The organism is Roseateles sp. P1_C1_2, assembly GCF_056406535.1.
Map to the genome: position 1 here is coordinate 56,087 of NZ_JBFUAB010000020.1, position 23,822 is coordinate 79,908.

The 23,822-nt window shown below is 68.3% G+C and carries 24 protein-coding genes; 5 read left to right on the forward strand and 19 right to left on the reverse strand.

Annotation, left to right across the window (positions count from 1 at the left end):
• Positions 1–93: 93 nt before the first annotated feature.
• From AC1D2H_RS20150 to dusB, 13 genes are all read right to left on the reverse strand, one after another.
• Entirely contained in the window at positions 94–789 is a 696-nt protein-coding gene (locus tag AC1D2H_RS20150; RefSeq protein WP_478012207.1) for a PEP-CTERM sorting domain-containing protein, read from the reverse strand.
• A 454-nt stretch (positions 790–1,243) separates the two neighbouring features.
• Positions 1,244–1,792: a crossover junction endodeoxyribonuclease RuvC gene (ruvC, locus tag AC1D2H_RS20155; protein ID WP_477930926.1), complete on the reverse strand. Its 549-nt coding sequence runs from the start codon at positions 1,790–1,792 to the stop codon at positions 1,244–1,246.
• Entirely contained in the window at positions 1,789–2,769 is a 981-nt protein-coding gene (locus AC1D2H_RS20160) for a phosphatidate cytidylyltransferase (RefSeq protein WP_478012208.1), read from the reverse strand. The genes ruvC and AC1D2H_RS20160 overlap by 4 nt, the downstream gene beginning before the upstream one ends.
• Positions 2,769–3,419, reverse strand: coding sequence for a lysophospholipid acyltransferase family protein (locus AC1D2H_RS20165; RefSeq protein WP_477930929.1), 651 nt, complete (start codon positions 3,417–3,419; stop codon positions 2,769–2,771). The genes AC1D2H_RS20160 and AC1D2H_RS20165 overlap by 1 nt, the downstream gene beginning before the upstream one ends.
• A 45-nt stretch (positions 3,420–3,464) precedes the next feature.
• Positions 3,465–4,352, reverse strand: coding sequence for a tetratricopeptide repeat protein (locus AC1D2H_RS20170; RefSeq protein WP_478012209.1), 888 nt, complete (start codon positions 4,350–4,352; stop codon positions 3,465–3,467).
• An 82-nt stretch (positions 4,353–4,434) separates the two neighbouring features.
• On the reverse strand, positions 4,435–4,824 hold the full coding sequence (locus AC1D2H_RS20175) for a GFA family protein (RefSeq protein WP_478012210.1): 390 nt from the start codon (positions 4,822–4,824) through the stop codon (positions 4,435–4,437).
• The gene (locus AC1D2H_RS20180) at positions 4,821–5,351 is read right to left on the reverse strand and encodes an N-acetyltransferase family protein (protein WP_478012211.1); all 531 of its coding nucleotides are present in this window, start codon (positions 5,349–5,351) and stop codon (positions 4,821–4,823) included. The genes AC1D2H_RS20175 and AC1D2H_RS20180 overlap by 4 nt, the downstream gene beginning before the upstream one ends.
• A 17-nt stretch (positions 5,352–5,368) precedes the next feature.
• The gene (locus tag AC1D2H_RS20185; protein ID WP_478012212.1) at positions 5,369–6,973 is read right to left on the reverse strand and encodes a GMC family oxidoreductase N-terminal domain-containing protein; all 1,605 of its coding nucleotides are present in this window, start codon (positions 6,971–6,973) and stop codon (positions 5,369–5,371) included.
• Between the two features lie 76 nt (positions 6,974–7,049).
• On the reverse strand, positions 7,050–7,541 hold the full coding sequence (locus AC1D2H_RS20190) for a hypothetical protein (RefSeq protein ID WP_478012213.1): 492 nt from the start codon (positions 7,539–7,541) through the stop codon (positions 7,050–7,052).
• Positions 7,541–8,950 (reverse strand): coniferyl aldehyde dehydrogenase, encoded by a 1,410-nt coding sequence (locus AC1D2H_RS20195; protein ID WP_478012214.1) that lies wholly within the window; start codon positions 8,948–8,950, stop codon positions 7,541–7,543. Before AC1D2H_RS20195 ends, AC1D2H_RS20190 begins: the two co-directional genes overlap by 1 nt.
• A gap of 251 nt (positions 8,951–9,201) precedes the next feature.
• A complete protein-coding gene (purH, locus tag AC1D2H_RS20200; RefSeq protein ID WP_478012215.1) occupies positions 9,202–10,782 on the reverse strand; it encodes a bifunctional phosphoribosylaminoimidazolecarboxamide formyltransferase/IMP cyclohydrolase in 1,581 nt (526 codons plus the stop codon).
• Between the two features lie 7 nt (positions 10,783–10,789).
• Positions 10,790–11,038, reverse strand: a complete 249-nt coding sequence (locus tag AC1D2H_RS20205; RefSeq protein WP_478012216.1) for a helix-turn-helix domain-containing protein — start codon at positions 11,036–11,038, stop codon at positions 10,790–10,792.
• Between the two features lie 23 nt (positions 11,039–11,061).
• Positions 11,062–12,111, reverse strand: coding sequence for a tRNA dihydrouridine synthase DusB (dusB, locus tag AC1D2H_RS20210; RefSeq protein WP_478012217.1), 1,050 nt, complete (start codon positions 12,109–12,111; stop codon positions 11,062–11,064).
• Between the two features lie 62 nt (positions 12,112–12,173).
• Between dusB and AC1D2H_RS20215 the strand changes: the two genes are divergently transcribed.
• Positions 12,174–12,671: a YqaA family protein gene (locus tag AC1D2H_RS20215; protein ID WP_477930946.1), complete on the forward strand. Its 498-nt coding sequence runs from the start codon at positions 12,174–12,176 to the stop codon at positions 12,669–12,671.
• A 171-nt stretch (positions 12,672–12,842) separates the two neighbouring features.
• A complete protein-coding gene (locus tag AC1D2H_RS20220) occupies positions 12,843–14,330 on the forward strand; it encodes a carboxypeptidase M32 (protein ID WP_478012218.1) in 1,488 nt (495 codons plus the stop codon).
• Between the two features lie 273 nt (positions 14,331–14,603).
• Here the strand turns inward: AC1D2H_RS20220 and AC1D2H_RS20225 are convergent, their stop codons facing one another.
• The 4 genes from AC1D2H_RS20225 to AC1D2H_RS20240 all read right to left on the reverse strand — a co-directional run bounded on the left by AC1D2H_RS20225 (position 14,604) and on the right by AC1D2H_RS20240 (position 18,373).
• A complete protein-coding gene (locus AC1D2H_RS20225; RefSeq protein WP_478012219.1) occupies positions 14,604–14,789 on the reverse strand; it encodes a hypothetical protein in 186 nt (61 codons plus the stop codon).
• A 10-nt stretch (positions 14,790–14,799) separates the two neighbouring features.
• Complete coding sequence (gene lpxC / locus AC1D2H_RS20230; protein ID WP_477930951.1) at positions 14,800–15,735, reverse strand: UDP-3-O-acyl-N-acetylglucosamine deacetylase; 936 nt, start codon at positions 15,733–15,735, stop codon at positions 14,800–14,802.
• Positions 15,736–15,752: 17 nt separating this feature from the next.
• Positions 15,753–17,714 (reverse strand): sensor histidine kinase, encoded by a 1,962-nt coding sequence (locus AC1D2H_RS20235; RefSeq protein WP_478012220.1) that lies wholly within the window; start codon positions 17,712–17,714, stop codon positions 15,753–15,755.
• Positions 17,715–17,812: 98 nt separating this feature from the next.
• Positions 17,813–18,373, reverse strand: a complete 561-nt coding sequence (locus tag AC1D2H_RS20240; protein ID WP_478012221.1) for a TetR/AcrR family transcriptional regulator — start codon at positions 18,371–18,373, stop codon at positions 17,813–17,815.
• A 112-nt stretch (positions 18,374–18,485) separates the two neighbouring features.
• Here AC1D2H_RS20240 and AC1D2H_RS20245 point away from each other — a divergent pair, with 112 nt between their 5' ends.
• The 3 genes from AC1D2H_RS20245 to AC1D2H_RS20255 are packed head-to-tail and all read left to right on the forward strand — an operon-like array spanning position 18,486 to position 21,205.
• Positions 18,486–19,181 carry an SDR family oxidoreductase gene (locus tag AC1D2H_RS20245; protein WP_478012222.1) on the forward strand — a complete coding sequence of 232 codons (696 nt, stop codon included), beginning with the start codon at positions 18,486–18,488 and terminating at the stop codon, positions 19,179–19,181.
• Between the two features lie 18 nt (positions 19,182–19,199).
• The gene (locus AC1D2H_RS20250; protein ID WP_477930957.1) at positions 19,200–20,024 is read left to right on the forward strand and encodes an alpha/beta hydrolase; all 825 of its coding nucleotides are present in this window, start codon (positions 19,200–19,202) and stop codon (positions 20,022–20,024) included.
• A complete protein-coding gene (locus AC1D2H_RS20255) occupies positions 20,021–21,205 on the forward strand; it encodes a Bcr/CflA family efflux MFS transporter (RefSeq protein ID WP_477930959.1) in 1,185 nt (394 codons plus the stop codon). The genes AC1D2H_RS20250 and AC1D2H_RS20255 overlap by 4 nt, the downstream gene beginning before the upstream one ends.
• A 55-nt stretch (positions 21,206–21,260) precedes the next feature.
• Here the strand turns inward: AC1D2H_RS20255 and ftsZ are convergent, their stop codons facing one another.
• Entirely contained in the window at positions 21,261–22,496 is a 1,236-nt protein-coding gene (ftsZ, locus tag AC1D2H_RS20260; protein ID WP_478012223.1) for a cell division protein FtsZ, read from the reverse strand.
• Between the two features lie 94 nt (positions 22,497–22,590).
• Complete coding sequence (gene ftsA, locus AC1D2H_RS20265; protein ID WP_057296799.1) at positions 22,591–23,820, reverse strand: cell division protein FtsA; 1,230 nt, start codon at positions 23,818–23,820, stop codon at positions 22,591–22,593.
• Between the last annotated feature and the right edge of the window lie 2 nt (positions 23,821–23,822).

The following is a 23,822-nucleotide window of genomic DNA, read 5'->3' on the forward strand; positions in this document are numbered from 1 at the left end:
ACGCGGCAAGCGGGCGCAGGGGGAAGGATTGATCTTTCACAACATCCTCGACGAGAGAGTGAATCTGGGGCTTGGAAGGGCGGGCAGCAACGCTCAGATCGCGCGACGACGGCGGGCCAGCATGCCCACGACGGCGAGGCCGCCCAGCATCAGCGCATAAGTCTGAGGTTCGGGCACAGGCAGCGGGTCGGGGATGGCGGTGCCGCTGAGCAGCACGTTGTCATAGCGGATGGTGCCGGCGGTGCCGTAGGTGGAGCTGAGGCCCGTGGCCAGGTAGGTGCTGGTGCCAGGGGCGAAGCTGGCCAGGAAGCGGATGCCGAAGTGGTCGTTGTTGTCGACTGCAGGGATAGCACTGAAATCGAACGTCAAGCCGGAAACAAACTGGGTGGACTGCGCGGCCGGCATCTGGAAGCTCGCAGCGTTGAGCCAGCTGCTGCCGTCGAGGGTGTACTGAAGCGTCGTCCAGGCCGAGGCCGTGGCGCTGTTGCGCTGGGCGAACGTCAGCACGAGGTCGGTGTAGCCGGTGGTGTCGATCAGGAATTGAACGCCACGCGTCAGGTTGCCTGTCCCTTGTGCGGCGTAGGAGGCAGTGTTCAGCGCTTGGTTCGTCACGCCACCAGCGAAGCTGGTCGTGATCGCACCCACGGTTGCGAAGGAGGCGCCGTTCGCGGTTTGCGTGTGCTTGGTAGTAGTGGGTACGGCGCTGTAGTCCCAAAGCGCGACGGTGTCGGCTTGGACGTTGAGACTGGCGATGGTCAGCGCGGCGAGGGCAAGAAAGCGGTATTTCATGGCGAAGCGGAGGTAAAGGGTTGAGGCTGAATTGACCGCCGTGAAACGCCTTTAGGCCCAGCGGACCGAGGGAGAGTAGTGATGCTTTTTTTACGGAGTAGGAAGACATTCCCGGGGGTATCCCCCCACCGAAGCCGTCACAGAGCCGTCACAGAGCCGTCGAACCAACGCAAATGCTTGTTTTTCCTAGGAAAACCGTGATTTTTCACAACCAGCCCGAACACGCCTATGGCAATTGACTCCCCGCATCCGAGGGGTTACCTACCCTGCGCTCGTTGCGAGGAACACACGTCGGTTGACCTCGGATTACCGCTCCGCAGGGGCGCCCGAGTTTGAGATGGCGGGCGAATAGCGCGGGCCGTTCTTCGTCCGGAAGAAGGCATGCCCCGAGTGCCCTCCGTCAGACTTGTGCGGCGCGCACTGGCAGACCGGCTCGTCCCAACAAACCGACTTCCTAGTACGTCCGGCCGCCCTTGAATGCCGCGTGCTGCCGGCGTGCCAGCGTCGTGTGCCGGCTCATCGCCTCGAAGCTGATGCGCGCATGCGCATGCATGATGGCCAACCCGAGAGCATCGGCGGCGTCCTTGCCCGGGATGCCGGGCAGGTTGAGCAGCCGCTGCACCATGGCCTGGACCTGCTCCTTCTTGGCCTGGCCGTGGCCGACGATGGCCTTCTTCATCTGCGTGGCCGTGTACTCGCTGACGAGCAGATCAGCCGACACCAGCGCCGCCAGCGCCGCACCGCGGGCCTGGCCCAGCAGCAGCGTGGACTGCGGGTTCACGTTGACGAAGACGATCTCGACGGCCGCGCACTGCGGCTGGTAGCGCGCCGTGACCTCGCGGATGCCGTCGAACAGGATCTTCAGCCGTGCCGGCAGGTCGCCGATGTCGACCGCACTGGTCTTGATCGTGCCGCTGGCGACATAGGCGAGGCGCGGACCGTCGGCTTCAATCACTCCGAAGCCTGTGGTTTGCAGACCCGGGTCGATGCCCAGAATCCTCATCGGTAGTACCAGCGCGCCGAGTGGAACAGCACCGGTGCGGCAAAGCACAGCACCGCGATGCGGTCGAGCAGGCCGACGGCGCCGGTGATGGAGCTGCGGTTGCCCCAGTACAGCACGCCGGCGTCCTTCTTCAGGGCTTTCATGACCAGGCCACCGAAGCCCGCGGCACCGGCGGTCAGGAAGGCCATGGCCAGCGCCTGGCCGGCCTTGAACGGCGTGATCCAGTACAGCAGCAGGCCGGCCAGTGCGCCGGTCAGGGTGCCTATCCACCAGGCCCGCATCGAGTAGCTGCGGCTGATCTGCCGGGCCACCGGGCGGCGGCGCAGCGCGCGGGTGGCGATCTCCTGCGCGATCTGCGAGGCGGCCACCACCATGACGAGGAAGAACAGCAGGAAGGCGCCACGGCCGGTGTTGCCCGGGATGTCCAGCAGCAGCAGGGCCGGCGCATGCGACAGGCCGTAGACGCAGACCATCACGCCCCACTGGATCTTGGCGTTGCGCTCCAGGAAGCGGCGCGGGTCGCCCGCCAGCGCGCTGACGATGGGCAGCACCAGGAAGCCATAGACCGGCAGGAAGACCGTGAACAGGTCGAAGAAGCGCGTGCCGCAGATCATGTACTGGACAGGCAGCAGCACGAAGAAGGCGACGATGAGGGTGCGGTGATCGCTGCGCTCGGTGTGCACCAGGGTGATGAACTCGCGCAGCGCCAGGAAGGAGAACAGCGCGAACAGCAGCGTCGCGCCGAGCGGCCCGGAGATCCAGGCGACCCAGAACATGCAGCCGCCGATCCAGGCGGCGCGCAGGTCACGGCGCACGCGTTCCCAGGCGAGCTGGGACTTGACGCGCTCGTCCTCGCTCTCGCGCTCGCGCAGCGAGTTCAGGAACAGCCCCACCGTCAGCAGCATCAGAAAGCCGAACAGCACGACGAAGAGCAGCGCCACCTGCTCGCTGGAGGTCAAGGCCTTGAGCCAGCGCATCAGCCGCCCTCCGCCTCGCGGCCGACCCAGTAGGGGTCGGGCCGTTGCTCCATGACGGCCTCGCGGGCGCGGCACAGGAAGTCGGCCTTGGTTTCGTCAGGGCGCAACTGGATGGGGGCGCCGAAGGTCACCGTGCACAGGATGGGCACGGGCACGACCTCGCCCTTGGGCATGACGCGCTGCACGTTGTCTATCCAGGTCGGGATCAGCTGCACATGCGGGAACTGCTCGGCCAGGTGGTAGATGCCGGACTTGAAGGGCTGCGGGTTGCCCTTGTTGGAGCGCGTGCCCTCGGGAAAGATGACGAGGGAGTCGCCATTGGCCAGCGCTTCGGCGAGAGGTTCCAGCGGGTCTTCGTCGGGGTTGCTGCGCGCGCGGCTGACGTAGATGGCGTTGAAGACCGAGGTGGTCAGCCAGCGCTTGAAGGCGCTGGTGGTCCAGTAGTCGCGTGCGGCGATGGCGCGGGTGCTGGCGCGCAGATCGTGCGGGAAGGCCGCCCAGATCAGGACGAGATCGAAATGGCTCTGGTGGTTGGCGATGTAGATGCGCTGCTCCGCCGTCGGCGGGCAGCCCTTCCAGTGGCCCTGTGCACCCGTGATGAGACGGGCGATGAAGGAGAGCAACTGGCCGGTGAAAGCGGCTGGCGTCATGGGGGCGGATTATCAGGGTCCGCCCTGGCGCCAGCCCGTGACAACTTACCAGTCGTCGCCGCCGCCGCCTCCGCCGAGGTCGCCACCGCCGGCATCACCGCCGCCCCAGCCATCGCCGCTGCCGAAGTCGACATCACGGCGGGCCAGTTCGTCGCCGGCGCCACCGGAGCCGCCGGAATCGAAGCTGCCAGGCAGATAGCCACTGCCCCCGCCGTTGTCGCGCGGGATGCTGCGCTCGTCATGGCCGCCATGCAGCAGCTTCTCGGCCAGCATGCCGGCCGCGACACCGCCCGCCACACCCAGGCCGACGCCCAGCATGCCCGGGCCGCCCGAGCCCGGGGCCTGCATGCCGCCAGGCCCGTAGCCAGCACCACCGTAGCCACCCGGGCCATAACCGCCCGCCATGGCGGGTTGCGCCGCCTGCGCGGCAGTGCGGTTGCGCATCCAGCGCATGGCCAGCCAGATGAAGACGACGACGCCACCGATCAGCAGCCAGATCGGCACGCCACCGCCGCTCTCGCTGCGCTCCACGGGCGCTGCGCGCGCCGGTGGCGCCGCGTTGACGACGGCCGGCGTCGTCACCGATGACTTGGCCACGCCGGCCTGCTCACGCTGCAGCAACTGCTCGAAGGCATTGAACTTGGCCGGGTCGGCGAACTTGATGGCCGGGTCCAGCGCGCGAGCGCGGCGCACCTGCTCGGCGGCCTCGTTGAACTGGCGCTGGTGGGCCAGGATCTCGGCCAGCACATAGCGGGCACGCGGGCTGTCGGGCTTGGCCGCGACCACCTCGCGCATCATCTTCTCGGCGCCGGGGTAGTCGCCGCGTTGCACGGCCGACTGCACCTCGTCGAGTTGAGGCAGGGCCTGGGCCGTACCCAGCCAAAGGCCGGACAGCAGGGCCATGCACAAGAGCAGGAATCGGGGGAACTTCATCGCAACACTCCTCAAGCCATGCGGCAGTTTGCGCCCCTGATCTTGCGGTGGGGTGTCCGGTTTCAAGACCTTACGCGTAGGACTAGAACCAATAATCCCTGACACAGCGCCCGTCACGCGGCAGATCGTCGAATTTGTCGAAGCCGTCGAAGTGATCGATGGGGATGTCCGCCACGGCCTCGGGTTCGGCCAGGCGCAGATTGACGGCAATGCGCCGCCGCCCCGCTTCGTCAAGGCGCAGGCCGCGCCAATGCGTCACGCAGCCGCAGCTTGGGCAGAAGTGGAATTCCAGCGCCTTGCCGCGCACATAGGCCTGCGTCGGGCCGGTGACGTGGATGCCCTCGTCCACATAGTCATAGGCCCAAAGCGTGCCGTAGCGGCGGCAGGCCGTGCAGTTGCAGGCGGTCGCGCCGTCGGGCTGGCCATCGAAGCGCCAGCGCACGCTGCCACACAGGCAGGAACCTTCGATCATGATGAGACCTCTTGAGGGACGGCGACCGCGTAAACGGGGTCGATGTAGATCTGGCCGCCGAACTCGAACTCCTGGCCGCCGACCTTGGCAAAACCGAAACGCTCATAGAACTCGACGGCGCGCACATTGCGATCGTAGACGCCGAGCCAGAGCGTGCGAGCACCGCGCTGGCGGGCCTCGGCATGCACCGCCTGCATCAACCGGGCGCCCAGGCCCTGGCCGATGAAGCCCGCGCCCAGATAGATGCGCCACAGCTTCAGCGGCGCCGGGCCCGTCACGCAGTCGGGCGGCGGCGCGGCGCTCAGGATGGCATAACCGGCCAACTCCTCACCCACCCAGGCCAGCAGCGTCGTGCAGGCCGGGTCGGCGATGACGCCGGCCATGAATTCGGGCTGGAAGTGCTCGCCGACATAGTCGGCGATCTCCTGCGCGTCGCTGAGCTCGCGGTAGGTGTCGGCAAAGGCCTGGGCGGCAAAGGACGCCAGCAGCGTGGCGTCCCCGGGTGTGGCGTGGCGGATCGTCGGCATGCCGACGATTCTCGCCGTCAGGCCAGCATCACCGCCTTGGCACCCAGGCGCTGGATCAGGCCGCTCGTCAGCCGTGTCGCCAGGCCGTAGACGGTCAGCTGCGGGTTGGCGCCCAGGCTGGTCGGGAACAACGAGCCGTCGTGTACCGACAGATTGCCGACTTGCCAGTGCTGGCCGTCGGGCCGCACGACGCCGCGGCCGGCGTCGGCCGCCATCGTGCAGCCGCCCATCACGTGGGCACTGCCAACGGTGGCGAGGAAGGGCTTCATCGTCAACGCGGCGATACCGGCCTTGGCCTCGGCCAGGCTGGCATAGCCCGGTGCCTGCTCGTGCACCGGCCGCACGGTCTTGGCGCCGGCGGCGAACTGGATCTCGGCCATCGTCAGATAGGCGCGGCGGGCGCCTTCGAGCAGATAGTCGGTCAGCGCGTAGTCCAGCACCGGCGAGCCATCGCCGCGCAGCTTGACGGCGCCGCCGGCCGCGTCGGCATGGAAGCCGTCGCGCAGCAGGGCGATCATCAGCTGGGTGCGGGGCATGTCCTTGGCACGCTGGGCCAGTTCGGCGCCGATGCCGCCGCCGTTGGTCAGCGCGAAGGCCGGGTGCACGGGCGCGACCTCGAGCTTGTAGCCCACCGGGCCATCGATGGGGCCGGTGTGCAGGTAGTGGTCGCAGAACACCGACAGCGGCGCGCCCGCCCAGCCGGCCACCTCGTGATCGAACAGCGCCACGCCACCGGCCGTCGGGTGCAGGAAGGTGCGCTTGCCGAGCAAGCCGTTGGGGTCGGGGGCGTTGGAGCGCAGCAGCAGGGCCGGCGAGTTGATGGCGCCGCCGGCAACGACGTAATGCTTGGCGGTGATGCGCACGGTCGCACCCGTGACGGCACCATCGAGCGCCACCGGCTCGGCGACCAAGGCAGTGACCTTGTCGCCCTGCAACTCCAGCTTGGCCGCGCGTGTCTGAACCAGCATGGTCGCACCCAGGTCCAGCGCCGCCGGCAGCGTGCTGACCAGCATGGACTGCTTGGCATTCGTCGGGCAGCCCATGCCGCAGGAGCCGAGGTTCCAGCAGCCCTTGACGTTGCGGCGCACGACCTTGGTCGGGATGCCGAGCTTCTCGGCGCCACGACGCAGCACGTCGTTGTTCTCGTTGGGTTCGGTCAGCCAGTCGCCGATGTTGAGGCGCCGCTCGGCCTGCTCGAACCAGGGCGCCATCGCGGCCTCGTTGAAGTCGGTCAGGCCGAACTCCTCGCCCCAGTAGGCCAGCGCATCGGGTGGCGTGCGAAAGGAGCCGGTCCAGTTGATCGTCGTCGAGCCGCCCACGCAGCGGCCCTGCAGGATGTTCATGGCCTGGTCGACCGTCTTGCGGCCGCCGGCTTCCTGGTAGAGCTGCGGGTAGGCATCGGCCTCGCGCTGCTTGAACTGGCTGCTGGAGCGCAGCGGGCCTTCTTCGACGATGACGATCTTCAGGCCGGCGCGGGCCAGCATCTCGGCCGTGATGCCGGCACCGGCGCCGCTGCCGATGATGGCGACGTCGCAGTCCAGCGTGGCGGGCAGCGCGGCATGCGGGCCGCCGTGGACCTTCCAGCCGCGTTGCAGGCCTTCAAGGATGGGATCGGGAATCATGGGTGCACCCTTCGGCCTGCGGCCTGTCCCGCCAGGCGGGAGTGATCTTGCTTGGGACGGCCCTGCGCGTCGATCCTCATGGGATCTCTCTCGGGCCGGCGTAGCCTGCCGTCTTCCAGTTCGCCGGTTCGGTGAAGAAGGCGATCGCGTTCAGGTCCCGCAGCGCGTGATAGATCTGCTGGCGGGTGTTGGAGGTGGACAGGCGCATGGCGTCGAAGGCCTGCTGGATGTCCTGAGTGCTGGCTTCGGCCCAGGGTTTGGACAGGCCGACGAGGGCATAACGGCCAGCGGCAGTGGACAGCAGGCCCAGCGCATCGGACAGCTCCTTGCGGGTGGCAGCGGGCAGGGCCGCAATGGAGACGTCCAGGCGCGCGAGCTGGGCATCCACGCCATCGGCAGCAAGCAGGTCACCCAATACGGCATGCGCAGCTGCGGCCATCAGCTCGCGCGCACCCGGGCTGAGCTTGCCGTCGACCAGCCCAGGCTTGATGAGGGCGACACCGGCGCCAGCTACACCGATGACGACGGCGGCACCAATGCCCAACTTCAGGAATCCACGGCGCTTCATCACACCACTTTCTTCAACAGGGACAGCAGGCGCTCGAAGGTCGCGCCATAGGGGGGCTGGAACAGCTTGGTGCCGGCGAAGCGCGACTGGATGAACAGCGGCTTCTCCTTGCTGAAGGTGCGGAAGCCCCACTCACCGTGGTAGGAGCCCATACCGCTGGCGCCGACGCCGCCGAAAGGCTGCTCCTCCTGGCCCAGATGCCAGATGCAGTCGTTCACCGTCACGCCGCCGGCGTGGGTCTGGGCCATCACATGGTCGCGCGCCACACCGTCCTGGCCGAACCAGTACAGAGCCAGCGGGCGCTCTCCGCGGTTGATGTGGTCCAGCGCCTCGTCCACCTTGTCGTAACCGACGATGGGCAGCAGCGGGCCGAAGATCTCTTCCTGCATGACGGTCGCTTCGGGCGGCACGCCCAGCAGCAGGGCCGGCACGAGGCGTCTGTCGTCGGGTTGCTCGTCATGGCTGCGCAGCACGCGCGCACCGCGCTCGGCGGCATCGGCGATCAGGCCTTGCAGCCGCGCGTGATGGCGCGGCGTGGCGATGCTGGTGTAGTCGGCATTGCCGGCGATGCGCGGATACATGCGGCGCATCTCGGCCAGGATCTGCTGGCTCAGCGGCTCGACCATCTCCCTGGGCACCAGCAGGTAGTCGGGTGCGACGCAGGTCTGGCCGGCATTGAAGAGCTTGCCGAAGGCCAGGCGCGAGGCGGTCAGCTCGAGGTTGCAGCTGCGGTCGACGATGACGGGCGACTTGCCGCCCAGCTCCAGCGTCACCGGCGTCAGGTTCTTCGCCGCGGCCTGGGCCACGTGGCGGCCCACGGCGGTGGAGCCGGTGAAGAAGAGGTGGTCGAAGGGCAGCTCGGTGAAGGCCTTGCCGACCTCGGCGTCGCCGGTGATGACCTGCATCTCCTCGGGCTGGAAGTGTTCGGCCACGATGCGCGCCATCAGCTCGCTGGTGGCCGGCGTCAGCTCCGACGGCTTGATGAGCACGCGGTTGCCCGCGGCCAGGGCCGCGACCGCTGGCTCCATGGCCAGGTAGTAGGGGTAGTTCCAGGGCGACACGATGCCCACGACACCCAGCGGCTGGCGCATCAGGACATTGCGGCCGGGCAGGAAATGCAGCGGTGTCTCGACGCGCCTGGGCTTCATCCAGCGGCGCAGGCGCTTGAGCGCGTGGCTGGCGCCGGACTCGACGGTGAAGATGTCGGCCAGCAGCGACTCCTGGCGGGCGCGGTGACCGAAGTCCTGGGCCATGGCCGCGGCGAGGGCCTCGCCATGCTTGCGCGTCATCGCGATCAGCCTCTGCAGGCGGTCGCGGCGCACCTCGTAGGAGGGCATGCGCTCGGCCTCGTAGGCGCGGCGCTGCGCCGTCAGCGCCAGATGCAGGCGCTCCTGCAGGGCGGTGTCCATGGGCATGTCTCCGGTTCTCGATCTAATGCATCGAGGCTAACCGCAAGACGGGCCCCCACCATCGGGAGAGGCCCTGGACTAGAGGACTGCGTCTAGTCGCGTTGGTGACAGGTGGATTAACAGGGATTTGCGGGCCGAGCGCTGGGCCGCTCCCGAGCCGGCCCGCCTCAGGCGATGCTTGCGGCTCAATGCCGCAAGCATCGCCGTCCCCTCGGGGGACCGGCCAAGGTACTCCTTGGACGAGGGGCTCGTTAGTGCCGGAAGTGGCGCACGCCGGTCACGACCATGGCGATGCCGCGCTCATTGGCTGCAGCGATCACTTCGTCGTCGCGCATGGAGCCACCGGGCTGGATGACGCAGCTCGCGCCCGCATCGGCCAGCACATCCAGGCCGTCGCGGAAGGGGAAGAAGGCGTCGCTGGCGACGGCAGAACCCACCAGGCTGAGGCCGGCATGCTGGGACTTGATGGAGGCAATGCGGGCCGAATCCAGGCGGCTCATCTGGCCGGCACCGACGCCCAGCGTCATGCCGCCGCCGCAGAAGACGATGGCATTGCTCTTCACATACTGCGCCACCGTCCAGGCGAACATCAGGTCATCGAGCTGCTGGGCCGTGGGCTGCAGCGTCGTGACAACCTTCAGGTCTTCCTTCTTCAGGAAGTGGTTGTCGGAGGTCTGCAGCAGCAGGCCGGAGCCGACACGCTTGCTGTCACCGGCGTTGCGCCCCTGGTCCCAGGGGCGCGAGCCGCCCGGCGGCAGCGCGATCTGCATGAGGCGCACATTGGCCTTGGCCCTGAAGATCTCCAGTGCCTCGGCGCTGAAGCTCGGCGCCATCAGCACCTCGACGAACTGCTTGGCGACGAGCTGGGCCGCAGCACCGTCCACTTCGCGGTTGAAGGCGATGATGCCGCCGAAGGCGCTGGTCGGGTCGGTCTTGAAGGCCTTGCTGTAGGCCTCGGCCGCGCTGGCCGCCACGGCCACGCCGCAGGGGTTGGCGTGCTTGACGATGACGCAGGCTGGCGTGTCGAAGCTCTTCACGCATTCCCAGGCCGCGTCGGCGTCGGCGATGTTGTTGTACGAGAGCTCCTTGCCCTGCAGCTGCTTGCCGGTGACGAGCGATCCCGGTGCCGGGAACAGGTCGCGGTAGAGGGCCGCGCTCTGGTGCGAGTTCTCGCCATAGCGCAGGTCCTGCACCTTGACGAAGGTGGCATTCATCTGCGCCGGGTACTCGGCCTTGCTGCCGTCTTCCTGCAGCGCGGACAGGTAGTTGCTGATGGCGGCGTCGTACTGGGCGATGCGGTTGAAGGCGGCGACGGAGGCCGCAAAGCGCGTCTTGTCGCTGGTCTTGCCATGGGCCTTGAGCTCGGCGAGCACGGCGGCGTACTGGGCCGCGTCGGTCAGCACCGTCACGTCCTTCCAGTTCTTGGCCGCGCTGCGCACCATGGCCGGGCCGCCGATGTCGATGTTCTCGATGGCGTCCTCCAGCGTGCAGCCGGGCTTGGCCACGGTCGCCTCGAACGGGTAGAGGTTGACGGCCAGGATGTCGATGCGCGTGATGCCGTGCTTCGCCATCGCCGCGACATGCTCGGGCGTGTCACCACGGGCCAGCAGGCCGCCGTGGATCTTGGGATGCAGCGTCTTCACGCGGCCGTCCATCATCTCGGGGAAACCGGTGTGCTCGGCCACTTCCGTCACCGGCAGGCCRTTGTCGGCCAGCAGCTTGGCGGTGCCGCCGGTGGACAGCAGTTTGGCGCCGAGGGCGTGAAGCTCCTTGGCGAATTCGAGGATGCCAGTCTTGTCGGWGACCGAGAGCAGTGCAGTGAGTTGGGTCATGAAGGGCTTAGAGGTTGTGATCGGTCAGCTTGCGCCGCAGCGTGTTGCGGTTGATGCCCAGCCATTGCGCGGCCTTGCTCTGGTTGCCGCCGGCTTCGCGCATGACGATCTCGAACAGCGGTTTCTCCACCAGCTTGATCAGCATCTCGTGCATCGAGTGCGGCTCCTGGCCGTCGAGGTCACGGAAGAAGGCTTCGAGGTTTTCGCGCACGCAGGCGTCGATGGGGTTGGGCGGGGTGTTCTTCTGGGCACTCATGACAGGGGAGCGAATGGGTTTCGTCAGGCGGCGCAGGCTTCTTGGGCCTCGGCATCGTCGTCGTTGGCGGCCGCAGCAGGCGGCAGCCGGTCGTGGGTCTGGCCGAGTTCATCGAACCAGTCCCGCAGAGCCTGCAACTGCAGGTCGCAGCTCTGAAGTGTGTTCATGTGCTGGCGGAAGGCTTCGCCGCCGGGCAGGCCGCGCACGGCCCAGCCGATGTGCTTGCGCGCACTGCGCATGCCGCTCAACTCGCCATACAGGCCGTAGTGGTCGTGCAGATGCTCGGTGAACCAGTCGCGCGCTTCGCCGACGGTCGGCGCCTCTAGGTGTTCGCCCGTCGCCAGAAAATGGGCCACCTCGCGAAAGATCCACGGGCGACCCTGGGCGGCGCGGCCGATCATCAAGGCGTCGGCGCCCGTGTAGGCCAGCACGTCGCGCGCCTTCTCGGGCGAGTCGATGTCGCCGTTGGCGACGACGGGGATGGTCAACGCTGTCTTCACCGCCGCGATCGTGTCGTATTCGGCCAGGCCCTTGTAGCCCTGCTCGCGCGTGCGGCCGTGGATGGTCAGCATCGCGATACCCGCGGATTCGAACAACCGCGCCAGGTGCAGCGCATTGCGCTCGTCTTCGCTCCAGCCGGTGCGCATCTTCAGCGTGACGGGCACGCCGCGTGGTGAACACACGGCAACGACGGCCTCGACGATCGCCAGCGCCAGCGCCTCGTTGCGCATCAGCGCCGAGCCCGCCCATTTGTTGCAGACCTTCTTGGCCGGGCAGCCCATGTTGATGTCGATGATCTGCGCGCCGCGGTCGATGTTGTGCAGGGCCGCCTCGGCCAGCATGGCCGCGTCGGTGCCGGCGATCTGCACGGCGATCGGCCCGGGCTCGCCGCTGTGGTCGGCGCGGCGCGAAGTCTTGAGGCTGTTCCACAGCTCCTTGCGCGACGTCACCATCTCGCTGACCGCGTAGCCCGCGCCCAGGCGCCGGCAGAGCTGGCGGAAGGGCCRGTCCGTCACCCCTGCCATCGGCGCCACGAAGAGCCGGTTGGGGAGAAGGTGGGGGCCGATTTGCACGAGAGGTCTGCTTAAAAAAGAGGCGAGATTGTAGCCATCCGGCCGCACCGACAATGACCGCCATGGAAGCCTGGCTCGGTCATTTCATCAGCGAACTGCTCGCCGCCCTCGCCCTGCCCCAGATCGGGCTGGTGGCGGTCTTCGTCATTGCTTTCGTCTCGGCGACGCTGCTGCCCCTAGGCTCGGAGCCGGCCGTCTTCCTCGTCGTCAAAGCCGATCCCAGCATGTTCTGGCCCGTCATCGCCGTCGCCACCATCGGCAACACGCTGGGCGGCGCGGTGTCGTGGTGGATGGGTTATGGCGTCGAGAAGGCGGTCGAGGCCGTCAAGCACCACGAGCCTTCGCATTCGCGCGCGATGCGGTGGCTGCAGCATTTCGGCCCCAAGGCCTGCCTGCTGAGCTGGCTGCCCGTCGTGGGCGACCCGCTCTGCGCCGTCGCGGGCTGGCTCAAGCTGCCGTTCTGGCCCTGCCTGGGCTGGATGGCGCTGGGCAAGTTCCTGCGCTTCCTCTTCTATACCGCCGCCTTGTTGTGGCTCGTTCCGGAATCCTGGCTGTCATGACGATGCCCCTCGCCCAGTCCCGTACCGCTGAACGCGGGCGGGCCCGGTCGGTCCCCCGCGGGGACGGCGATGCTCGTGGCATCGAGCCCCGAGCACATCGCCAGCGCGGTCCGGCTAGGGAGCGGCCCGGCGCTCGGCCCGCAAACTCAAACTCAACACATCGAGACTGACATGACCTCTGCCTACCAAGACCTCGCCGCGCGCCAGCAGCGCCTGCACCACCTCGGCCATTTGCAGGCCATCGCCCAATGGGACCAGGCGGCCAATATGCCGGCCAAGGGCAACGAGGCGCGCAGCCTGGCCCTGGCCGAGATGGATGGCCTGCTGCACCAGTTGGCCACCGACCCGGCCCTGCCCGGCCTGCTGGAGGCCGCCGGCGCCGAGCCGCTGGACGAGGGCCAGCGCGCCAATCTGCGCGAGATCCGCCGCGTCTGGCGTGCCGCCAACGCGCTGCCGCAGGCCCTGGTGGAGGCCAAGAGCCTGGCCAACAACCGCTGCGAGCACGCCTGGCGCAGCCAGCGCCCGGCCAATGACTGGGCGGGCTTCGCTCCCAATCTGCGCGAGGTGCTGAAGATCGCGCGCCAGGAGGCAGAGCTGCTGTCGCAGAGCGCGGGTCTGTCCAAGTACGACGCACTGCTGGACAACTACGAGCCGGGCATGCGCAGCGCCGACGTGGAGGCCGCCTTCGCCCCGCTGCGCGGCTGGCTGCCGGGGCTGATCCGCGACGTGACCGCCAGGCAGGCGAGTGAGACCGTCATCTCGCCCGTCGGCCCCTTCCCCACGGCAGCCCAGAAGGCGCTGGGGCTGGACGCGATGAAGCTGATGGGCTTTGACTTCGCGGCCGGCCGCCTGGACGAAAGCACCCACCCCTTCTGCGGCGGCGTGCCCGAGGACGTGCGCATGACGACGCGCTACCGCGAGGACGACTTCCTGCCCAGCCTGATGGGCACCATCCACGAGACCGGCCACGGCCGCTACGAGCAGAACCTGCCGCGCGACCTGCTGGGCCAGCCGGTCGGCCGGGCGCGCTCCATGGGCATTCACGAGAGCCAGAGCCTGTCCTTCGAGATGCAGCTGGGCAGCCACCCGGCCTTCGCGGGCCTGCTGGCGCCGCTGCTGGTCGAGCATTTCGGCGACCAGCCCGCTTTCGAGGCCGGCAATCTGCACAAGCTGCTGACGCGCGTGAAGCCCGGCTACATCCGCGTCGATGCCGACGAGGTGACCTACCCCGCCCACATCCTGCTGCGCTTCGACATCGAGCGCGCCCTCATCGAAGGCCAGGCCGAGGTCGACGACATCCCGGCCCTGTGGGACGCCAGGATGGCCGAGCTGCTCGGCCTGGACACCCGCGGCAACTTCAAGGACGGGCCGATGCAGGACGTGCACTGGCCCGCCGGCCTGTTCGGCTACTTCCCCTGCTACACGCTGGGCGCGATGTATTCGGCGCAATGGTTCGCGGCAATGCGGGCGCTGCGGCCCGACCTCGACGCGCAGATTGCCCGCGGCGAGCTGGGCCCGGTGTTCGACTGGCTGTCCACCCATGTCTGGCAGGCCGCCAGCCGCTTCGAGACGCCCGAACTGGTGCGCCGCGCCAGCGGCGAGACGCTGAACCCGGCTCACTTTGAAGCCCATCTGCGCGGTCGCTATCTGGGCGCCTGATCGACAGCTTGCCGACAGCTTGAGCTGTGGCGTGCAAACAAAAAAAGGGCCACCCCGGTAGGAGCGGCCCAATGTTTCAACAACGATTTCTCTCTTTCAATCCACTGCGTTTCCCCGGCCCCCCGGCCATCTCCACGCGTGGCGCCCGGGTTAATGACCTCCCGGACTGGGCCGCCGCAACTCGAACAGCGACCTTGATTGCATTCTGAGCACATGGCGCCGGGCTGGCATCCCCGCAAGCCCAGGGGTGCCAGCGCCGAGCCGTGATGCGCGTCACAGCAGCAGGGCCAATCGCTCCAGGATCAGCACGCCGAAGAAGGCCAGGCCGGCCACCAGCGTCCATTTGATGATGACCAGGCCCAGGCGCCGCCAGCGTGCCTGGCCCGTCGCGATGGACCAGGCGAAGCAGACGACCGCCGAGAACAGCAGCAAGCCGACGACGAGGCGGGCGATCAGCATGAGCGAGCGCTCACCAAGCCGGGGCGAGTTCGGCGAAGCCCTTGGGCGCGGCACGCTCGTCGTCGAAGCTGACGACTTCGTAGGCGGACTCGTCGGCCAGCAGCGCGCGCAGCAGCTTGTTGTTCAGCGCGTGGCCGCCCTTGAAGGAGGTATATGCCGCCAGCAGCGGCATGCCGGCCACCTGCATGTCGCCGATGGCGTCAAGGATCTTGTGCTTGACGAACTCGTCGTCATAGCGGAGCCCGTCGGCGTTCAGCACCTTGTAGTCGTCGACGACGATGGCGTTGTCCATCGAGCCGCCCAGCGTCAGGCCGCGCGAGCGCATCAGGTCGATGTCGGCCGTCATGCCGAAGGTGCGGGCGCGGGCGATTTCCTTCTTGTAGGTGCCCGAACCCATGTCGAAGACGAAGCTGCTGCCGGTGGCCGCCACGGCCGGGTTGTCGAACTCGATCTCGAAGCTCAGCGTGTAGCCGTGGTGGGGCTCGAGCCGGGCCCACATCAGCTTCTTGCCCTCGCCCTGGCGCACCTCGACGGACTTCTTCACGCGCAGGAAGCGCTTGGGCGCGTCCTGCATGACGATGCCGGCCGACTGCAGCAGGAAGACGAAGGCGGCCGCCGAACCGTCGAGCACGGGCACCTCGTCGGCATTGATGTCGATGATGAGGTTGTCCAGCCCCAGGCCGGCGCAGGCCGACAGCAGGTGCTCGATGGTCTGCACCTTGGGGCCGCCCGGGTCGCCGCCGGGGCTGATGGTGGTGGCCATGCGCGTGTCGCTGACCGACATGACGCCGACCGGGATGTCGACCGGCGGGCAGAGATCGACGCGGCGGAAGACGATGCCGGTGTCGACCGGCGCGGGACGCAATGTCAGCTCGACCTTCTGGCCGCTGTGGATGCCGACGCCGACGGCGCGTGTGATCGACTTCAGGGTGCGTTGCTTGACCATCCCTGGATTGTCCCGGATCAGGGCTCGCCCTTGCGCTCCACGGGCAATCTGAGCGACAGCCGCGTGCCCATGCCAGGTTGCGAGTCGATGCGCAGCTTGCCGCCCAGGCGCTGGGCGCGCTTGATCTGGCTCTTCAGGCCGCGGCCGTGCTGGATGCTCTGCAGGTCGAAGCCGGCGCCATCGTCCTCGACGCGGATCTCGACATAGCTGCCATGGTGGCGCGTGACCATGCGCACGCGGCTGGCCTGGGCGTGCTTGAGCACATTGTTCAGCGCTTCCTGCATCAGGCGCAGCACATGCAGCGCATCGGGCGGCTCCAGCCAGGCCAGCGGCGGCAGGTCCTGCACGTCCCAGTCCAGCTTGAGGCCGCCGATCTGCAGCCGCTTGCCCAGGCGGTAGCGCATGGTGGCCAGCAGCGAGACGAGGTCGTGGCCGACGGGTTCCAGCGAGTCGATGACGAGGCGCAGGTCGTCCACGCACTCGCGCAGCACCTCCACGCACTGCTCGTGCGACATGCTGCCCTGCTCCATGGCCACCAGGGCCGACAGCAGCGACGAGCCGAGACCGTCGTGCATGTCGGCCATGATGCGCTGGCGCTCCAGCAGCAGGGCCTGCTGACGCTCGGCCTCGCGCAACTGGACGTTCTGCGCCTGCAGCACCGAGACCTGCTCGTCCAGGTCTTCCTGCAGCTGGCTGTTCTCGGCCTGCACCTGCTCGACGGCGCCCACATAGCGGCGCTGCACCGCATGCAGGAAGCTGAGCATGACGGCCAGCGTCGCGAACGGCATCAGGAAGAAGTGCTCGGGCCAGGCCCAGCCGGCCAGCACGGCGAGGTCGTGGCCACCGATGACGACGCCGACGACCAGCGCCACCGCCATGATGCGCAGCTCGGCGCGGCGCTCGCGCCAGGCGAGGAAGGCCACCCAGGCCGTGCCGATGGCGGCAACGGCGGCCGTCACCGTGTACTGCATGACGACCATGTCGAGCTGGCGCAGCCACAGCGGCATGCTGAGCAGGCTGACCAGCGCCACGCTGGCGGTCAGGGCCCACTCCAGCCAGGGCGTGCGCCGGCTCGCGAAGCGCAGCGCAAACAGCAAGGCCGTCAGCATCACCCAGCCCATGGACGCGTGCGTGGCCCACCAGAACCAGTCCTGCCCTGCCGGTGAGGCCGGCAGGCTGACGTAGTAGTGCAGATTGCGCACCATCCAGGCCGCCGCGCCGAGGGCGAAGAGGCCGTAGATCGCCTCGGGACGGCGCAGCCACAGCGTCAACGCGAACAGACCGAGGACCGCCAGCGTCAGGCTGACGGCCTGGGGCAGGCCGGTCTGGGCGCGCACCCGCCACAGCCAGCGCTTCTCCAGCTGCTCGCGCGGGGCGATCCAGATGCGCGACACCGCGTGATAGCTGCCCGCAGGCACCGGCAGCGCAACCACCAGGTCCAGCCCCTGGGCGCCAATGCCCGGCAGGGGCAGCCACAGGGGCTGCACCCATTGCTCGCGCTCGGCATGCTGGTTGTCCAGCAGCACCTGCCAACCCTTGTCGGTACGGGCCAGCACGGCGGCGGACAGCGTCACCAGTCGCGGCATGTACAGGGCCATGGCCTCGTCGCGGTCGGCCGGCACATGCAGCCGGTACCAGCGCATCTCATAGCCGCGCGTATCGCTGACCATCGTCGCGCCGGGGCGGGACAGCACATCGGGCATGGCCACGGATTTCCAGGCGGCGCCATCTTCCGGCGGCAGCAACTCGGGCGGCAGCTCGAGGCGATCACCGCCCGCCACCGTGTGGCGGCGCAGCGCGGCCCACCAGGTGTCGAGCTGCTCACGCGTCCAGGCGGTGGTGGCGAGCTCGGTCGGGGCGGCACCGTCATCGGCCACGCGCGCGCTGGGCTGGGGCAAGCGCTGCGCCTGCAGAGGCAGGCAGGCCAGCAGGGCCAGCAGCAGCAGGCCACGGCGCAGCATCGGGCCCAGCTCAAGCATCCCGATTTCTTCTAGGCGTTGACATGGGGCGCGAGCATGCCACAGGGGTCGGCGCCGGCTCAATGTCGCGGCGCCGCCTGGCGGCGCTCGGCAACCGTTCAGCCGCCGGCGGGCAGACTCTTGCGCGCGGCCTCGCGCAGCTCGCGTGACAGCGCTGCATCCCCCACGGCGCGCGACAACAGCAACGCCCCCACCAGCGTGGACAGCATGGCCAGCGCCTGCTCGCGCTTCTCGGGAGCCTGGTCGGCGGGCATCTGCGTCTGCAGCGTGGCCACCAGGTTGGCGACGCCCTCGGCAAACGCCTCCTGAACGGCCGGCCCGCCGCGCGCCGCGTCGCCCGCCAGCGCCACCAGGCCGCAGCCCGCGCCGATGTGGTCGCGGTGGGCGTCCGACAAATAGGTCTTGACCCAGGCCTGCAGGCTGCGGTCGGCCTGCTTCTTCCACTGCTCGCGGTTGGCCTGCAGCGCGCGCCGCGTGGCCTGGGCGGCCAGGTCGTCCTTGGATTCGAAGTGCCCGTAGAAGCCGCCGCGCGTGAGGCCGGCGGACTGCATCAGGTCGTTCAGGCCGATGCCGTCGAAGCCACGCTCGCGAAACAGCTGCGCGGCGTTGTCGAGGATGCGTTCACGGTTCTCTTCGGCTTGGGCGCGGGTGACCTTCATCGCTCTCTCCTGGGGGCATTCGGTGAACGGGCTTGACGAAGTTTACATGTTGACCGACATTTATACCATTCATGTCGGTCGACATGAATAAACGCATCGAGAAGGAATCGCCATGCAGCTCAAGAACGCCGTCGTCTTCATCACCGGCGCCAACCGCGGCCTGGGTCGTGCCTTTGCCGAAGCCGCGCTGGCCGCCGGCGCCGCCAAGGTCTATGCCGCCGCGCGTGACCCGGCCTCGATGGCCCTGCCCGGCGTCGTGCCGATTGCGCTGGATGTGACCGACCCAGCCCAGGTGGCCGCCGCGGTCGCGCAATGCACCGACGTGACGCTGCTGATCAACAACGCTGGCATCTCACAGGGCGCCGGCGTGCTCGCCGATGACGCCATCGCCACCGCGCGCCGGCATCTGGACACCAACTTCTTCGGCGTCTGGGCCCTGACCCAGGCCTTCGCCCCGGTGCTGCAAGCCAATGGCGGCGGTGCGGTGCTGAATGTGCTGTCCGTGCTGAGCTGGGTGACCCTGCCCGGCCTGACGCCCTACAGCGCCAGCAAGGCCGCCGCCTGGGCCCTGAGCAACGGCCTGCGCAGCGAGCTCAAGGCCCAGGGCACGCAGCTGACCAGCCTGCACGTCGGCTATATGGACACCGACATGACGCGCGGCGTGGAAGGCCCCAAGTCCTCACCCGCCGACGTCGCCCGCCTGGCCCTGGCCGGACTGGAARCCGGCGCCTTCGAGGTGCTGGCCGACGACATCAGCCGCCAGGTCAAGCAGAGCCTGTCCACCGCCACACCGGCCTACGCCGGCTGAAGCCCCGAGGAGACCGCCATGCTCGCCTCCCCCGCCCTGGCCGCGCCGTTTGCAGCGCATGACGACGGCCATCTCGCCGCAGCCCGCCACGCCTTCTCGGCACCCGAGCGTGTGCCGCTGACGGCCGAGGAGCGCGGCGCGCTGGCCGGCCATGCCGAGCCGCCCTTGCGCCACGAAGGCCACAAGCTCGCGCGCTGGACGCTGGGCGCCGGCCCGCGCATCGTGCTCGTGCATGGCTGGAACAGCCGCGGCGCCCACCTGCTGGGCTTTGCCCGCGCGCTGGTCGATGCCGGCTTCTCGGTGACGCTCTTCGACCTGCCCGCCCATGGCGACTCGACCGGCCATGCCGCCAGCGTCGTCCATGCGGGCCGCGCGCTGCGCGCCGTGGTGTCCGACATCGCCGAACCGGTGCATGGCGTCATCGGCCATTCGATGGGCTCGGCCGCGGCGCTGCTCGCCTTCGCGCACGGCTGGCGAGTCCGGCGCAGCGTGCATCTGGCCGGTCCGTCCTCGCTGACGCCCATGATCAAGGGCCTGGCCGCCGCCCAAGGCCTGGGCCCCGCGGATGCCGCTGCTTTCGCGGGCTGGGTGGAGCGCTTCATCGGCACGCGCATCACCTATGTGGATCTCGAACGCCTGCAGCATGGCCTGCACCACCCCGGCCTGATCTTTCACGACCCCGAGGACCGCACCGTGCCCTTCGCCGCCTCAGAGGCCCTGCATGCGGCCTGGGCCGGCTCGCGCTTCGAGCCCGTGCGCGGCCTGGGCCATCGCCGCCTGCTGGCCGATGCCGACGTCATCGCGCGCAGCGTCGCCTTCATCGCCGAAGGGAGGGCCTCATGAGTGCCGTGCCCTTGCGTTGGCTGCTGACGCTGGCTGCCCTGTCGGCGCTGGCGACGCTGTCCACCAACATCCTGCTGCCCTCCCTGCCCGTGATGGCGTTGGCCCTCGGGTCGAGCGAGGCGGCGATGACGGCCGTGCTCAGCCTCTTCCTCGCCGTGTTCGCGCTGGCCCAGCTCATCGTCGGCCCGCTGTCGGATCGCATGGGTCGCCGGCCCGTCGTGCTGGGCGGCCTGGCCGTCTTCATCGTCGGCAGCATGGTGGGCGCGTTGGCGAACGATCTGCCGTGGCTGCTGGTCGGCCGCGCGCTGCAGGCCGTCGGTGTGGCCGCCGCCTCCGTGCTGGCGCGCGCCGCAGCACGCGACCGCTTCGAAGGGCCGCAACTCGCGGCGCTGCTCGGGCGCATCATGGTTGTCATGGCCGCGGCGCCGGGTTTCTCGCCGCTGCTCGGCGGCCTGCTGCAGGCTGCCTGGGGTTGGCGGGCGCTGTTCGTCGCGCTGGTGCTGGCGGGGCTGGCGCTGGCGGCGGCCTATGTGGGCATCGTTGGCGAGACCCTGCCCGTCGAGAGGCGACGCCACCAGCCGGTGGGTGCGCTGGCGCGCGGCTATGTCGTGCTGCTCGGTGATGCGCGCTTCATGCGCCCGGCGCTGGCGACCGCCGCCATCCTCGGCGCGCTGTTCGCCTTCTTCGGTACCGCGCCACTGGTGCTGGCGCGCGACTTCGGCTTCAGCGCGCTGCAGGTCGGGCTGTTCTTCGCCACGTCCGTGTTCGTCGTCTTCGCGGCGGGGCAGACCGCGCCGCGCTGGGCCGCGCGTTGGGGTGGCCCCACCGTGCTGCGCATTGGCGCGGTGCTGGCAACACTCGGCGGCCTGACGATGCTCGTCGCAGGAGGCGCCGGTCTCGCGGGCTTTGCCGTCGCGGTGGCCATCTTCCTGTTCGGCATGGGTCTGGTCTCGCCCACCGGCACGGCGCTGGCGCTGACGCCGTTTGCGTCACAGGCCGGCCAGGCGTCCGCGCTGCTGGGCTTTCTGCAGATGGCCGCTGCGGCATGCCTGACGACGGCGGCCGCAAGCCTGCCGGGCGCGCGCGTGGGCGCGTTGGCGCTGGTGCTGGCCGGTGGCGGCGTACTGGCGCTGATCTCAGGCGCTGCAAGACCGGCCGCAGCGGTGGCTCGCGCGTCCTGACAAAGCAAAAGGGCGAGCCTTGCGGCCCGCCCTTTCTCAACAGAGTGACCTGTTCTCAGTCGGCTTGCTTGCGCAGGAAGGCTGGGATCTCGATCTCGTCCATGCCGTTGGACGACAAGGCCTCGACCTTGGCCGCGGCGCTGCCCGAACGGCCATGGCGCCAGACGCTGGGCACATTGGCGTTGGCGAAATCACCCAGGCCCAGGCCGACATTGGCCTGCTGCGCCGTCGGCGTGGCCATGGCCACCGCCTGCGTCAGCACGGGCATGCCGTCGGTGCCGTTGCGCACGACCTGCTGGGTCTGCACGACCTGCAGCGGCGCTTGCTGGCGGGCACGGCCGGCCGTCAGGCCGGTAGCGATAACGGTCACGCGCAGCGCGTCACCCAGGCTCTCGTCGTAGGCCGTGCCGAAGATGACATGGGCCTCCTCCGACGCGTAACGCTTGATCGCATTCATCGCGTTGCGCGACTCGCTGAGCTTGAAGTTGCTGYGGCCCGCGGCAATCAGCACCAGCACGCCACGCGCGCCGGACAGGTCGATGCCTTCCAGCAGCGGGCAGGCCACGGCGGCTTCGGCGGCCTTGGCGGCGCGGTCCGGGCCGGTGGCTTGCGCCGTGCCCATCATGGCCTTGCCGGGCTCGCTCATCACCGTCTTGACGTCTTCGAAGTCGACGTTGACGAGGCCGGGGATGTGGATGATGTCCGAAATGCCGCCAACGGCGTTCTTCAGCACGTCATTGGCATGCGCGAAGGCCTGATCCTGCGTGACGTCGTCGCCCAGCACATCGAGCAGCTTGTCGTTCAGCACGACGATCAGCGAGTCGACATTGGCTTCGAGTTCGGCCAGGCCGGCGTCGGCCGCCTTGGCGCGCCGGCCGCCTTCGAAATCGAAGGGTTTGGTGACGACGCCCACCGTCAGGATGCCCATTTCCTTGGCGACGCGGGCAATTACCGGCGCGGCGCCCGTACCGGTACCACCGCCCATACCGGCGGTGATGAACAGCATATTGGCGCCGGCGATGGATTCGCGAATGCGGTTTTCAGCTTCTTCAGCGGCCGCCCTGCCCATTTCGGGTTTCGCGCCAGCGCCGAGGCCGGAGGTGCCGAGTTGCAGCAGCTGGTCGGCCTTGGACCGATTCAGTGCCTGCGCGTCGGTATTCGCGCAGATGAATTCCACGCCCTGAACGCCCTGGGCGATCATGTGGTCGACGGCGTTGCCGCCACCACCACCGACCCCGATCACCTTGATTTGGGTGCCTTGGTCAAACTCTTCGATCATCTCGATGGGCATATCGATCTCCTAACTGCTGCAATTGTGCCGTGGCACTCAATGGATGACTAGTTGCTGAAACAAATTTTTCGTGGCCACTGTTGGTTTTGGGGGGTCAAAAATTCCCCATGAACCAATCCTTGACCCGGCCAAGCAGGGTTTGCACCGAACCGGCCTGCTGTGCGGCCTTGAAACCCCGGCTGCGCGACAGCCGCGCCTCCTCCAGCAGCCCCATGACGGTCGCCGAGCGGGGGTTGGCGACCATGTCGTAAAGGGCCCCTGAATAGGTGGGTAGGCCACGCCGGACGGGTTTCAGGAAAATGTCCTCGGCGAGTTCCACCATGCCCGGCATGACGGCCGATCCGCCGGTCAGCACGATGCCGCTGGACAGCAATTCCTCATACCCGCTCTCGCGAATGACCTGGTGCACCAGGGAAAATATTTCCTCGACGCGCGGTTCGATGACGCCGGCCAGCGCCTGCTTGGACAGCATCCTGGGGCTGCGGTCCCCCAGGCCGGGCACTTCCACCTGGTCGGACGGGTCGGCCAGCAGCTGCTTGGCGACGCCATATTCGACCTTGATTTCCTCGGCATCCTTGGTCGGGGTGCGCAGGGCCATCGCGATATCGCTGGTGATCAGGTCGCCGGCAATCGGGATGACCGCGGTATGGCGGATGGAGCCGCCGGTGAATATCGCCACATCGGTGGTGCCGGCGCCAATATCGACCAGCGCCACCCCCAGATCGCGTTCATCGGCGGTCAGGGCGGCATGGCTGGAAGCGCTTGGGTTCAAAACCAGCTGATCCACTTCCAAACCACAGCGGCGCACGCATTTGACGATGTTTTCCGCCGCGCTCTGGGCGCCGGTCACGATATGGACCTTGACCTCCAGGCGCCCGCCGCTCATGCCGATGGGTTCCTTCACCTCATGGCCGTCGATGACGAATTCCTGGGGTTCGACCAGCAACAGGCGCTGGTCGTTGGGGATATTGATGGCCTTGGCGGTTTCGACCACCCGGGTCACATCGACGGGCGTGACCTCCTTGTCGCGCACGATCACCATGCCGGTGGAGTTCTGGCCGCGGATATGGCTGCCGGTGATCCCCGTGTAAACCCGGGATATTTTGCAGTCAGCCATCATTTCGGCCTCTTTCAAGGCCTGCTGGATGGACTGGACGGTCGCGTCGATATTGACGACGACGCCGCGCTTCAGGCCATGCGACGGCGCCACGCCCAAACCGGCGATGCGCAAATCACCCCCGGGCAAAACCTCGGCCACGACGGCCATGATCTTGGCCGTCCCGATATCCAGCCCGACGACCAAATCCTTGTATTCCTTGGCCATGT

Bases quoted from the DNA above. Each gene is read 5' to 3' on its own strand.
- AC1D2H_RS20250 (WP_477930957.1), top strand. From the start codon at position 19,200: ATGCTCGCCTCCCCCGCCCTGGCCGCGCCGTTTGCAGCGCATGACGAC.
- AC1D2H_RS20185 (WP_478012212.1), bottom strand. From the start codon at position 6,973: ATGATTCCCGATCCCATCCTTGAAGGCCTGCAACGCGGCTGGAAGGTC.
- lpxC (WP_477930951.1), bottom strand. From the start codon at position 15,735: ATGGTCAAGCAACGCACCCTGAAGTCGATCACACGCGCCGTCGGCGTC.
- AC1D2H_RS20195 (WP_478012214.1), bottom strand. From the start codon at position 8,950: ATGGACACCGCCCTGCAGGAGCGCCTGCATCTGGCGCTGACGGCGCAG.
- AC1D2H_RS20180 (WP_478012211.1), bottom strand. From the start codon at position 5,351: ATGCCGACGATCCGCCACGCCACACCCGGGGACGCCACGCTGCTGGCG.
- AC1D2H_RS20225 (WP_478012219.1), bottom strand. From the start codon at position 14,789: ATGCTGATCGCCCGCCTCGTCGTCGGCTTGCTGCTGTTCTCGGCGGTC.
- AC1D2H_RS20170 (WP_478012209.1), bottom strand. From the start codon at position 4,352: ATGAAGTTCCCCCGATTCCTGCTCTTGTGCATGGCCCTGCTGTCCGGC.
- AC1D2H_RS20240 (WP_478012221.1), bottom strand. From the start codon at position 18,373: ATGAAGGTCACCCGCGCCCAAGCCGAAGAGAACCGTGAACGCATCCTC.
- ruvC (WP_477930926.1), bottom strand. From the start codon at position 1,792: ATGAGGATTCTGGGCATCGACCCGGGTCTGCAAACCACAGGCTTCGGA.
- ftsA (WP_057296799.1), bottom strand. From the start codon at position 23,820: ATGGCCAAGGAATACAAGGATTTGGTCGTCGGGCTGGATATCGGGACG.
- AC1D2H_RS20215 (WP_477930946.1), top strand. From the start codon at position 12,174: ATGGAAGCCTGGCTCGGTCATTTCATCAGCGAACTGCTCGCCGCCCTC.
- AC1D2H_RS20150 (WP_478012207.1), bottom strand. From the start codon at position 789: ATGAAATACCGCTTTCTTGCCCTCGCCGCGCTGACCATCGCCAGTCTC.
- AC1D2H_RS20255 (WP_477930959.1), top strand. From the start codon at position 20,021: ATGAGTGCCGTGCCCTTGCGTTGGCTGCTGACGCTGGCTGCCCTGTCG.
- AC1D2H_RS20160 (WP_478012208.1), bottom strand. From the start codon at position 2,769: ATGCGCTGGCTCAAGGCCTTGACCTCCAGCGAGCAGGTGGCGCTGCTC.
- AC1D2H_RS20175 (WP_478012210.1), bottom strand. From the start codon at position 4,824: ATGATCGAAGGTTCCTGCCTGTGTGGCAGCGTGCGCTGGCGCTTCGAT.
- AC1D2H_RS20190 (WP_478012213.1), bottom strand. From the start codon at position 7,541: ATGAAGCGCCGTGGATTCCTGAAGTTGGGCATTGGTGCCGCCGTCGTC.
- AC1D2H_RS20165 (WP_477930929.1), bottom strand. From the start codon at position 3,419: ATGACGCCAGCCGCTTTCACCGGCCAGTTGCTCTCCTTCATCGCCCGT.
- AC1D2H_RS20220 (WP_478012218.1), top strand. From the start codon at position 12,843: ATGACCTCTGCCTACCAAGACCTCGCCGCGCGCCAGCAGCGCCTGCAC.
- AC1D2H_RS20205 (WP_478012216.1), bottom strand. From the start codon at position 11,038: ATGAGTGCCCAGAAGAACACCCCGCCCAACCCCATCGACGCCTGCGTG.
- AC1D2H_RS20235 (WP_478012220.1), bottom strand. From the start codon at position 17,714: ATGCTTGAGCTGGGCCCGATGCTGCGCCGTGGCCTGCTGCTGCTGGCC.